The sequence below is a fragment of the Streptococcus sanguinis SK355 genome, from assembly GCF_000212855.1.
In the GTDB taxonomy this organism is placed as follows: Bacteria; Bacillota; Bacilli; order Lactobacillales; family Streptococcaceae; genus Streptococcus; species Streptococcus sanguinis_A.
This window is the reverse complement of record NZ_GL890993.1, coordinates 1587798-1599774: the sequence shown is the minus strand read 5'-3', so window position 1 is coordinate 1599774 and position 11977 is coordinate 1587798. Positions and strand designations below refer to the sequence as shown.

General features: G+C 47.2%; 9 protein-coding genes. All 9 read right to left on the bottom strand.

What is annotated here, in order from left to right:
* Window positions 1-70: 70 nt before the first annotated feature.
* Window positions 71-1138, bottom strand: coding sequence for a hypothetical protein (locus HMPREF9389_RS03655; protein ID WP_002930247.1), 1068 nt, complete (start codon window positions 1136-1138; stop codon window positions 71-73).
* A complete protein-coding gene (locus HMPREF9389_RS03660) occupies window positions 1131-3608 on the bottom strand; it encodes a phosphoenolpyruvate synthase (protein ID WP_002930245.1) in 2478 nt (825 codons plus the stop codon). The genes HMPREF9389_RS03655 and HMPREF9389_RS03660 overlap by 8 nt, the downstream gene beginning before the upstream one ends.
* Window positions 3608-4507, bottom strand: coding sequence for a UbiA family prenyltransferase (locus HMPREF9389_RS03665; RefSeq protein WP_002930243.1), 900 nt, complete (start codon window positions 4505-4507; stop codon window positions 3608-3610). The genes HMPREF9389_RS03660 and HMPREF9389_RS03665 overlap by 1 nt, the downstream gene beginning before the upstream one ends.
* The gene (locus tag HMPREF9389_RS03670) at window positions 4492-5364 is read right to left on the bottom strand and encodes a phosphatidylserine decarboxylase (RefSeq protein ID WP_002930240.1); all 873 of its coding nucleotides are present in this window, start codon (window positions 5362-5364) and stop codon (window positions 4492-4494) included. Before HMPREF9389_RS03670 ends, HMPREF9389_RS03665 begins: the two co-directional genes overlap by 16 nt.
* A complete protein-coding gene (locus tag HMPREF9389_RS03675) occupies window positions 5357-5989 on the bottom strand; it encodes a CDP-alcohol phosphatidyltransferase family protein (RefSeq protein WP_002930238.1) in 633 nt (210 codons plus the stop codon). Before HMPREF9389_RS03675 ends, HMPREF9389_RS03670 begins: the two co-directional genes overlap by 8 nt.
* Window positions 5976-8471: a PEP/pyruvate-binding domain-containing protein gene (locus tag HMPREF9389_RS03680; protein ID WP_032906508.1), complete on the bottom strand. Its 2496-nt coding sequence runs from the start codon at window positions 8469-8471 to the stop codon at window positions 5976-5978. The genes HMPREF9389_RS03675 and HMPREF9389_RS03680 overlap by 14 nt, the downstream gene beginning before the upstream one ends.
* Window positions 8472-8485: 14 nt before the next feature.
* On the bottom strand, window positions 8486-9076 hold the full coding sequence (locus HMPREF9389_RS03685; protein ID WP_002930234.1) for a CDP-archaeol synthase: 591 nt from the start codon (window positions 9074-9076) through the stop codon (window positions 8486-8488).
* A 349-nt stretch (window positions 9077-9425) separates the two neighbouring features.
* A complete protein-coding gene (gene galE / locus HMPREF9389_RS03690) occupies window positions 9426-10427 on the bottom strand; it encodes a UDP-glucose 4-epimerase GalE (RefSeq protein WP_002930233.1) in 1002 nt (333 codons plus the stop codon).
* Window positions 10428-10472: 45 nt separating this feature from the next.
* Window positions 10473-11954, bottom strand: a complete 1482-nt coding sequence (gene galT, locus HMPREF9389_RS03695) for a UDP-glucose--hexose-1-phosphate uridylyltransferase (RefSeq protein ID WP_002930232.1) — start codon at window positions 11952-11954, stop codon at window positions 10473-10475.
* Between the last annotated feature and the right edge of the window lie 23 nt (window positions 11955-11977).

Here is an 11977-nt window from a genome sequence, read left to right as displayed (position 1 = left end):
TTTTTACCCGAAAAATTAAAAAACAAATCTTCAATTAGAAAATCTGTTTTTTTAAATATGATTTATTTTGTTACAAATCCAACTCAAAGAGACCATACTCATGCTTGTCTCCTTGCAGTTCTGCCGCATAGTGGCGCGTGACGGTTTTTTGATGAATCAAGGCTCCAATAGCTGAGGCTTGACGCTTCTGCGCTTCTTTAAAAATCGGATAGGCCAAGGCAGAGCCCAATCCCAAGAATTCCTCATCTACTCCCAGATACATAATCATATAGCGTTTGGGAAAGCGCTTAATCCAAAAAAGCTTAGCTAGGTTGAGAGGAGTCAGTTTTTGATAAACCAGAGAGCCGTAGTCCGGCATAGCAATCAGAAAACCAGCTAGCTTGCCCTCCTTATAGGCCAGCTTAACCATGGAAAAATCAAGAATATACTGGTATTTTTGAAAAATCTGACTGAACTGCTGACTGGAAATAGACCGATAAATCGGAAAATCTTGATAGAGTCGATTGAGGAGCTCAAAAACCTGCAGCGAAGCTTGATCCCACTCCTTTTTCTTTGGAGAGCAAATGGTGAAACCCGCTTCTTCAAAAGACTCAAAGCGATGAGCTAGCTTGTCCTGATGAGTTTGATTGCTAACCTTGGGATAAAAATTGGACAGATAGCGCTCCTTGAGTTCAAAACCTGCAGCCTGCCACAACTTAGGATAATAGTCTGGATTATGAGGTTCTCCAGTAAAAGGGAGCTCCTCTGTTCCAGTCAGCTGCATTCGATAACCCAGCCAAAAACTTGCCTGTACGGGACCGATTAACTTAATCGCTCCGAGACTGCGAGCAAAACCTGCTAAATGCTCGATAAAAGCAGATACAATCTGTTGGTCATTGATTGACTCGAAAAATCCCAAGTAAGCAGCCTCATCATCTGGATAGAAGGTTAGGAGGCCTCGAATAAAAAGCCGATTGTTCTCATAGCCAACAAAGGCATGGATATCTAGGTCAGAACTCAGCGGGTGACTGCCTTCAATCAAAGCCAGTTCCTCCTCTTCTGACTGCATGAGGTGGTCTGGCTGGTAAATCTGCTTGGGCAGGGCTAGAAAATCATCCAGCTCTGCAGTATTGGGTTTGACTGGTTTAATTTCAAGCATGGTCTTCCTCCTTGATCAGTCGAATCTTGCCAGTAAGGCCATCCATCTCAATCCAATCACCGTTTTGCAGCTGGCTGCAGGCACCTCTGACATTGACAATGGAAGGAATACCTAACTCGCGGGAAATAATGGCCGTGTGCGAGAGCAAAGACCCCTGCTCGGCAATGACACCCTTGGCTTGGGTCAGAAGATAAACCCAGCCCGGATCGGTCATCTTGGTCACAATAATCCGGTCCTGAGCAGACTCAATCTCCTGCACATCTTCCACGACCAGAACCTGAGCCTTGACGCAGCCAGGGGAGCAGCCAATCCCTTGTAAGGCTTGATTGCCCGTATTATGACTGCTGGTGTGGTTTTGCGGTTTCAGGTATTTCTCAAAGACCTGTCCAGCAAAAACATAGCGACTAAAGGTTGGTAGTTCCTTATCAGCCTCCAACTTCTCCCGACGCTCGGCTATCAAGCCACTAACATCTCTGGGCTTTCTGGTCAACTCAAACAGCTCTTCCTTTGTCAGGTAAAAAACATCGTCAGGCATAGCCAGCAGCCCTTTCTCGGCTAATTGCTGACCCAATGTTCGGAAAATCTGCCGCATCATGCCATAGATCCGTGTGCGGTTTAAGCGGGAGCTTTCCCGATATTTAACACCAGTCATGGCTCGCTTGCGAAGAAAATTCGTCCACCAGCCTGATTTTTGCTCCTCTTCTTCAAGTTTCTGAGGGGCCAACTTCTTCTTCTCTTGCTGGCACATTTGCAGCAGGAGTTTGAGCAGACGCTCTGGGTGCGTTCGAAAGGTTGGAGTTTCTAACTTCAACTCTTCCGGAGCCCGATCACCAAATTCATGGATAAAATAGACTATTTCTTGGACCAAAGGGTGCTGGCGACTTAGAAAGACTGCCGGACTTTCACTAGTCATGGCCTGTCTAATCGCTGCATTTTCTTCTGCTTTAAGCTGAGCTGTTAAAGCCTGCAGAGCCAAAGCCGGCCGCATACTTTCAATCTGCTCAATCCCTGCAATCTCAGCCTGAACAGCCCCACCACAACGCGACTTCTTCAGGAGTCCAGTATAGACAAAAGCATAGAGGTCATTGACCAGCGTAATGTCCCAGTGAGCCAGAATATCCTCTTTCAGCTTGCTAACCAAGCCAATCAAGGTCTCCGCATCTGCTTCGGGAGAAAAGCTCGCTTCGTATTGGCGCTGAATCTGGGCAAACTGTTCTTCCAATTGCCGCATTTGCCTGGGCGCTGTCCAGAACTCTCGAATAATGCGGATCATGATTTGCAGGCGTTTGAAAGCAGACAGGTGCACCGGCATCTGAGGCACCTCTGTCTCTCGCACTCCCAGCATATCCTGCCAGATAGGGATGATTTTCTTAGAAAAAGGTAAAAGCTGTAGCAGCTGATACCAGCTCTGAATTTGGTAATAGACTCGGCTATTGACCGGCTGCAGCATATTTTGAAAGGTGGCTTCATAGGCAGCCAACTCAGGGGCATCCTTGCCAACCAAGCGCTGGGCAAGACTGCGGAAAATGCTGGCATAAGCTTCTTGGATAAAGCTAATGGTCAAAGGACTAGAAACGCCCGGATAGCTCTCGACAATGTTGCTATTATCCAGAATAATCTGCTGGCCATCTGGCAAGGTGGTAATAGGTCTAGCCTGCAAGAGATAGAGCTGGCCATTTGCGAAGGTGAACTCCATATCCATATAAGGTCCGAAAAGCTGACTCACCTGACCAGCCAAGTCTTGTAATTCCTCGAGTTGTTCCTGTGATACGTCTGGTGAGTCCTCCGTCTGCTCTGTATAAAAGAGCTGGTCCTTGGGATGGAGCGTCACCATGGTTGTAGGAATTTTATCCTCAACAACCTTATTGCCCAAGCCCCGACCGATGACAATGATGTGCTCGTTCAGAATGCCCTTGGGATTAGCTGTGAAGTAAATCCCTGACAAGTCTCCCTCCTGCATGACCTGAACAAGGCAAATCATCTGTGCCTGCTTCAAAGATAGTTCCTGCTCAAATAGATAACTAAGAGCTGACTCCTGATAAAGAGAGAGCAAGGTCGCTTGAATAGCTTCTTTAAGCCCCTCTGGCTTCACATTGAGCTGACTCTCAAACTGACCGGCAAATGAGGAAACCTTGCCATCCTCAATGGTTGCTGATGAGCGAACTGCAAAGCGACAGTCTTTCTGAGAAAACTCCTGCCGGATCCAGTTTTCTGCCTCTGTCAAATCTTCTTGACTAAACTGCTCTCTGGCCCAGTCCTGCAGCTGCTGACTGAGCTGGGACAAGTCCAACTCCCCAGACCGATAGGCTACTTCCATCCGCTCCAAGTCAACAGAGCTAGCAGATTTTTGAAAAAAGTCAAAAGCAAACACCGCAAAGTCAGGAACCGGCAAACCAGCAGCCTGCATTTTCAGCAAATGATAGGCCTTGCCTCCGACCTGGTCAAGCCCTGTCTGCTTGATTCTTTTCATCAAAGTACCCCCATCAAGAGATAAACAGCAACGGACAGAACCATGGTCGTCTCCGTGATATAAGTATAACGCTCCACCCGCTCCCGGATATTAAAGCGAGTTGGATCCTTGATAAACTGCTCAAACTGGACGGTCATCCAGATGACATTCAGCACCAAGACTACCACTCCGACATGGGAAATATTCCAGAGGAGAACGAAATTGGTCAAGATATCCAACAGAGTCACCACCTCGATAAAGCGAGTAGCTTTTTTGTAGCCAAAAAGCATAGAATAAGTCACATACTCGGTCTCGTCTTTTGGCGCCCGAATCTTGCGGCAGACTTCCCAGATCAGACTTGGGAAATACATAGTAAAGGCCAGCAAGACAGTCGGTAGGGACAAGAGAGGCAGATTGTACTTGTAGCAGACAAAAGAGATAGTATAGAGATTCAAAATCATCATGACCGGATTATGAGTCACTAGAGCCAGTGGCAGAGAATTTTGAATCTTGTCACGCTTGAAGAACCAGAAGGACATGAGGGTTCCGTAGATATAAAGAAAGAGGAACCAGCCGATATTGTTCATAAAGAGGATATTGAGAAGTACAGACACAGCTACGATAAAGCTGAGGGCAATAGCCAAGTCCTTCTTTTTCACTCGTCCAGATGGCAGAGCCCGATGAGGAAAGAGCCGTCTGTCGGTCTCGTAGTCCTTGAAATCATCTGCGATCCGCAAAATCATCAGAAAGACGAAAATCGTAAAAATTCCGATCAACTCCTGATGGTCAAAGTGAAAGGTGGTCACTCCGTCATTGAGCAAGAGGACAAAATAAATCTCAAAAAACATGATGGCAGCCACAAAAAAGCGCGGCAGCAAAGGGAACATTTCCTTATAATAAACAGCTAATCGTTTAAACATAGCTTTTCTCCAATCTTTTCACCCATTTGAATCTGGGTTTCTATTCCGAGGTCTGAGTAAGTCAGGATATCCTGATCCAAGCGAATCGTGTCTGCCGGATAGAGGACAAGAATGGTTGAGCCGCCCAGACCAAAGCAGCCCTTCTCCTGTCCCCTGACCAAACGGTCCCGACTGTGATTGTATATTCTTCCGACCAAGAGAGCCCCTACTTCCATCTGCAGGACTGGCCCTAGCTCGGTATCTAAAAGACAGTATTCTCTTTTATTTTCTTTGTAAATCAAGCGCCACTTCTGGGCTACCTGCCTGACCGTATGCAGGCGTCCCTTGATTTTTCGTCTTCGGGTAATTCTGCCGGATTCAGCTGCCAAATAGCGGTGTAGGTCATCCACTCCCAAGCGATAGACCAGCGCTGTTCCGCCACTAAAGGACTGAGCCAACTCTTCATCCAGCAGTAAGTCAGGTAGCCTGTATGTCTGCCCCTTAATTGTCAGACGTAAGTCCTGACTGATGGTAAAAGCCTCTAGCTTGGCATCCGCCACTGCCAGTACTTGACTGTCAAGACAGATTGGACGCAGAGCGGGCTTGATTTTCCGCTGAAAAAAAGCCGCAAAGCTAGGATAGGAGCCATCTTCATAGTCGGCCAGATTCAGCTGATAATTTTCCACAAAAGCTGCTATTTTCTTGCGAGAAAAAGGAGTGTAGTCTTTCAAGGTCAGAAGATAAGACAGGCTAGGTCGGGTCAAGAAAGGCAACAAGATGCGACCCCAAGCAGTACCATAAAGCTTGTCTAGCAGACCCGACTTGTATTCTGTCGGTTCCACTACTTGGCCAGTCTTTCTCTGATAGACCTTAACCATGCGGGAGAACCCCCAGACCAATCAGACTTGCAACAGCTAAAATCGCAAAGACCAAATAGGCCAGCTTATTTGGCTTGGGAATACGGCAGTTGTAAACAAATAAGAAGGCCAGCAAAAGAGACAAGCCCAGCCACACCCAAGCAAAGAAACCAGGCGCCAGCCATTGACATACCAGATAGGACAATGAGAAAAAGAGGGCGCTGTAGGTCACGGGCAAGCCGATAAAATACGAGCCAGATCCTTCATCATGCTTGGCCAAGCGGTTAAAATGCGCCAAGCGCGTAACCGCAGCTGAGACATAGAGGACAGCCAAGATGATATTGGCCGCTCCCAAGGGCAGCTGAGTCATGAGGAGCACAGCAGGGAGAGCCGCAAAGCTAATCATGTCGCAGAGCGAATCAATCTCAATGCCGAAGCGCTTCTGACTTTCAGTCCGCTTCATCCGCCGCGCAACCACACCGTCAAAGAGATCGCAGATACCGCTAAGGATAAAGGCCATCATGGCCAACCGCAGCTGGGACTGAATGATGGCATAGACTGCCAACAGTGCAAAAGCAGCACCCATATAGGTCAGGATAACAGATTTGTCGTATTCACCGATAAACAAAGGTTCATTCTTCTTCATGAATTCTTATTTCTCCTCTTCTTCCATCTAAGGTAACCAGCATGCCAGTTTCTAGTAGCTGAGTTGCATTCTTAGCGCAGACCAGAGCTGGAATCCCGCATTCCCGAGCGACAATGGAGGCATGGCAGAGAACCCCGCCATACTCTGTCACAAGACCGCCTAGAATACCGAAAACATAGCTCCAGCCCGTATCTGTATAGCGAGTGACAAGAATTTCTCCCGGTTCAATCATCTCAATATCAGCCAAATCCAAGAGAACTCGAACCCGACCGGTCACCTGACCGCTGCTGGCTGGCATTCCCGTCAGCAGAGCCTGACTATCATGGGCCACCTCTTCCAGTCTCATCTCTTTGTCGGTCAAATCCCCCGCTGGCTCAAAATTCCGATAGGCCTGGCAATAATGCCGATTATCAGCCGCTTCTTCTTGCAGCTGGTCAGCAGTCTTTTCCCCTTCCATAAAGGCAGTCAGGCTTTCTTTCTTAATGTAAAAAATATCTTGAGAATCTTTTAGAAAGCCTCGCTTTTCATAGGCTTGGCCGAGTTTAAGACTAATCTGGCGAATGAGGTGGTAATAGCGCGTGGAAATGTCTTTAAACTCCTCCCGCCACCAGAGCAAGTTCCGCAGGTCTTCACTGATTTTTTCTATCTTTTTTTGCTTTGCTCGAGATAGATGGGCAAGATCCAGCTCAGACCCTGAGCCAGGACTGAGAGAAGATTTGGCCGCTTGGTAGTAAGCAGGGTCAGTGATCAACTGTTGGACCGCATTCAGAAGCTGATGAGCATCTTCTTCATAACTAGCTACTCGCAAGTCCAGCTCCCGTGCCGAGTGATAGCCAAAATCCTTTTGGAAATCCTGAATCTTGATGAAATCTGCTCGCTCAGGATATTGTGCAGCCAGTTCCTGCAATTCTTCCACCGATAGCTTCAACCAATCGTCTGTCAGATTTTTATCTGCAAAAACAAGATCCGCAACTTCCAGCATTTTAGCTAAAGGCTTGGTATGCGAAACATTTCCTAACTTAGCAATCAGTTGGAAAAATTCATCAACCGTCAGCCATTTGAGCAGGCTGGTCTTTTTCATAGACAGCTGGACCGTATTGATGTAGGCCTGCCAGAAATAAGTTCCCTCACTGTCTAAATAAGCCTGATTTAGCACTAACTGCCAAAGACTCTCGACCTGCTGCAGCGGGCTTTGGTCGTTCAGTTCTCGTATTTCTTGATGAAGGCGGGTAAATTGCTGGCGCAGATCTTGCAGCTTGTCTGGTGCTTGATGCAGAAAATTCTTAGTTACTTTTTGCGTTTTCAAAGCTACACGCAGGAAATTCAAGAGCAGGGCTGGACTTAATTTGCTGGTAAAACCTTGACCTTGGTAGTCTTTATTGACTCCCAGCTCATCATCAAAGTCTCGCTCAATATAGCCCGGAATCTGCTCCATGCCCTGCTTGACCACACCTAAATTCCAGAAAGGCCGAGCATAATGGAGACGCATCAGCGGCGGCATCACACCTTCAGGCTCTAGGCCAATAGCCAGCAAAAATCTGGAGAGTGCCTCTTGCCAAGAATGGCGGTAAAGGCTCCACATTAGGTTGGGACAGGGTTGAGCCGCCACGCCTCCGTCCCGAAAATTCGCCGTCGTCCAGCGGCCACTGTCGATTTTAGTGGGGACTGTCGTGATGGGCCGAGCTTGCAGCAGATAGACTTGCTCTTGGACAGCGCACCACTCAATATCCATCGGCCGACCAGAATACGCCACAATCTGCAAAACTTGCGCGTGCAGTTTCTGCAAGACTGCCAGAGGGATTTCAACTTTTTCAAACTTGCTCCAGTCCGGCTTGTACCAAGAAAGAGTCAGCTGCTCAGGATTGACTTGACCGCTAACCAAGCTCTCAGCTGAGCCTTTTACATACTCCAAGAACATGGCCTGATCCTGATTGGTCGCCACGTCTAGGGAAAAGCAGACACCGCTGAAGTCAGGCTCTATCTGCTCCTGAATCAGCACCGCCATAGCAAAATCCTTCTCAGCCAGCCCCTGACGCTGCCAGTAGGCCAATGCTTCTGGATTAAAGAGAGAAAGCAGACAAGAACGAATGCCCTGCTCAATTTCTGACAGTGTCCGGCAGTTGCCAATCGAGTCATATTGACCGGCAAATGACATGGCCTGTCCGTCTTCTAAAAGTGCACTGCTGCGAACGATATAAACTTGATTTTCCTGGCAAAAGGCTGCTAACTCCTGCTGCCAAGCTGGATCCAAGGGATACTGCTGCAAACGCTCCGCAATTTCCTCCTTGCCCAGTTTGATTAACTCTTTAAGTCCCTGTTTTGAATATTCTGGCAGAGCCGCTCTTAGCCAAGCCATTACTTGGTCCGCTGGCAAAATCAGAGCCCTAGGAACTGGAAGCCCCAGCTGACAGAGACTGATTAACTGATTGATTTTACCGCCATAGACGGCCGAAGGCTCTTTTTCCAGCCATAGTTCTTTCATCAAAAACTCCCATTTCACATACGATTTTTTCTAAGCTTAGCCCAGTAGAGCAGACGATTGACTCCTAGATGCGTACCCGCCCCTAGGATGAGAATGCCCAGCATCTGCTGCCAAGACAGAGGGACATAGAAAAGCAAGAAAATAATACAGCCAATCAAGGAATCAATCTGGTCTATCCAGATAAAGGTCCATTTCCAGCCATTCTCCGCCGTCTTGCCCTCTCTGATTTCCAAACGGCGCTTGATAAAGCTATTAGGCAGCTCAAACAAAACATAGGCCAGCCCCAAAAGAACCCCAAGCACCAGATTAAACAGCACGGTATTTTCGTAAAAAGCATAAACCAAGTGCAGCTTCTCTAGAGTGGGAATACCCTTTAAGAACAATCCCCAAAGGATCTGAGCCAAAGCTCCCCAGACAATCATGCCTAGAAATCCTTTCCAGGTCTTGTTAGCTCCAAAAAGCCTCTTACCATCCTTTAAAATCAGTCCAGCATCCATTGGTCGATAAGCCGCCTCTAGCAGCGAAGACTTGCAAAAGATCATATTCAGAACCCCAGCCAGAATGACCGGCATCAGGGTGATATATAAGGCAAGAATCGAGCGCATATTATTTCCTATTCTCTTTATGAAAATCTGCTTGAAAAGATTAAGAGACTTCTCAAACTTTTATGACTTCATTATATCATAAGTCTCTAAAGCCCTTACACAACAAACTGTCAACATCTGTCTCATCTGATAGTGGTGCAAAAAAATCTCTATTCTACATTGTTATTTCTCCTTGCATCTGTAGCTCCCATGATTTTTCCAGATATACTAAGAGTTAGTAGCAACGAAATAAGATTACAGATAATATATCAATCAATCTTCCTTTTATTATAAAATGCTTTTAAAAATTTGTAAAGAAGGGTTTTATAATTCAAAGTAAAAAACCAGCTTTTCTAGCTGGTTTGTCAGTTTATCCTCGATCATCATAGCCATTTGGATGACTGGAATGCCATTTCCAAGCGGTTTCGATAATGGTTTCGATATTGTCAAATTTCGGCTGCCAGCCCAGAACATTTCTTGCTTTCTCAGAGGAAGCAATCAGCGTATCTGGGTCCCCTGGGCGTCGCTCTGCTATTTCCAAAGGAATAGGATGTCCGGTCACCTTTCGGGCTGCTTCTACAATCTGAAGGTTGGAAAAACCAGTCGAAGAGCCAAGGTTAAAGGCATCTGAAGGATGTCCAGCACGCAGATGCTCGACAGCCAAAATATGGGCGTCAGCCAAGTCGAAAGGATGGACATAATCGCGGACATTGGTCCCGTCCGGAGTATCATAATCATCTCCAAAGACGGCAATCTTCTCACGTTTGCCCTGGGCTACTTGCAGCACAATGGGCAGCAGATGGGTTTCAGGCCCGTGGTCCTCGCCAATTGAACCGTCGGGTTTGGCACCGGCCACATTGAAATAACGCAGAGCTACAAACTTGATGCCATAGGCCTGGTCTGCCCAGCGCATAATGGTCTCCATCATAAGTTTGCTCTCACCATAAGGATTGATAGGCTTTTGCGGAGTTGTTTCCAGAATCGGCACTTCCTCAGGAATACCATAAGTCGCCGCTGTCGATGAAAAGACAATGTTTTTAACGCCGCATTCCTGCATGACCTCCAAGAGAGAAACCATGCCAGCTGTGTTATTGTCAAAATACTTGAGCGGATCCACCATAGACTCCGCCACCAGTGAAAAAGCAGCAAAGTGAATGACTGCATCTATTGATGGATGCTTGGCAAAAACGCTACGCATAAAGTCCTTGTCAGCTAAATCCCCCTCATAAAAGACTGCTTGCGGATGAACTGCTGCCCGATGACCAGTCACCAAATTATCAACGACGACTACCTCTTCCTTGCCTGCTGCTACCAGACGGTCTACCATGTGCGAGCCGATATAGCCAGCTCCGCCTAATACTAAAATTGCCATAAAACTTCCTTTCCCTGTTACGCTAGATTCATTATAACACATTTCCTAGGGCTGAATGCCGACGGATTGGACGAAGCGCATGAAAGCCTCCTGACCCTCCTCTGTTCGCTTGTAAACTCCCGCATCTTCAAGTACTCGGCTGAAAATTTGTCCAACCGAGGCCTGAACTACTCCTTCCACCGTCTCAGCGGTAACATCTGGATTCTGCTCTTTGAGTTGATTGGCCCACTCCTGATGATAGGCAGCAACCTGACTGTCTTCTCCCAGCAGAAACAGTTCCACCTGCTTAAGCTCTTCCTTGAGCCGAGGCGGCAGAATAGCCAGCCCCATAACCTCAATCAGACCGATATTTTCTTTCTTAATATGCTGCACATCTGCATGAGGGTGATAAATGCCGTCAGGATGTTCTTGTGAAGTTTGATTGTCCCGCAAGACCAAGTCCAGCTCAAAAGATCCATCTTTCCTGCGGGAAATCGGTGTGATGGTATGGTGCGGCTCACCCTCAGACTCTGCCAACACCTGCACACTCGGGTCTGAATAAGTCCGCCAAACTTGCAAGATCTTGTCAGCCAACTCAATCAACTGTTCCTTCTTCTCAGACCTCAGCCGAATGACGGACATAGGCCATTTGACAATACCTGCCTCCACCTCATTAAATCCGCTAAAAGTAAAGCTGCAATCCAGCTCTGCTATTCCCATAGGGAAAGTATGATATCCGCCCTGATAGTGGTCGTGGGCCAGGATAGAGCCGCCGACAATAGGCAGGTCGGCGTTGGATCCTGCAAAATAGCCTGGAAAGGTCTCAACGATATCTAGCAAGCGCTCAAAGGTCAGCCGACTGATAGCCATGGGAAGATGCTGGCTGTGTAGAAAGATGCAATGCTCATTAAAGTAGGCATAGGGCGAATACTGGAAGCCCCACTCCTGTCCAGCCAAGTCAAAGCGAATAATCCGATGGTTGGCGCGGGCTGGGTGGTCCAAGCGGCCTTGGTAACCTTCATTTTCCATGCAGAGCTGACAGGATGGATAATGGCTATTCTTGGTCTTTTTAGCTGCTGCAATTTCCTTGGGATCCTTTTCTGGTTTAGAGAGATTGATGGTGATTTCCAAATCTCCATATTTAGTCGGTGTTTTGAAAGCAATGTTTTTAGCAATAGCCTTGACCTTGATGTAGTCATTCTTTTGGCTAAGCTGGTAAAAATCAGCTACAGCCTGCTCGGGATTAGAGTCATAAGTCGTCCAGAAGTCCCGATTGAGCTGGCTAGGGGTAGGGGTGATGAAGTTCATGAGCTCAGCTCCCAGTATATCCTGCTCAGCCAGAGTATCACCAATCTTCCCATTCTTCACAGCTACAGCTACCAAGTCATCCTTCAGGTCAATTAGCTGTTCAGCCTCTGTCTCCTGCTCTGCAACTGTCTCTCCAACCAAAGCCATGACACGATTTCGCAGATAGATTGTGTCCATTTCCTCAAAAGTGCTATTGTCAATCACTGCTGATACAAAAGCGTTCAGTAACTTCTTGGACATAGATCTTCCTTTCTTTTGCTAGT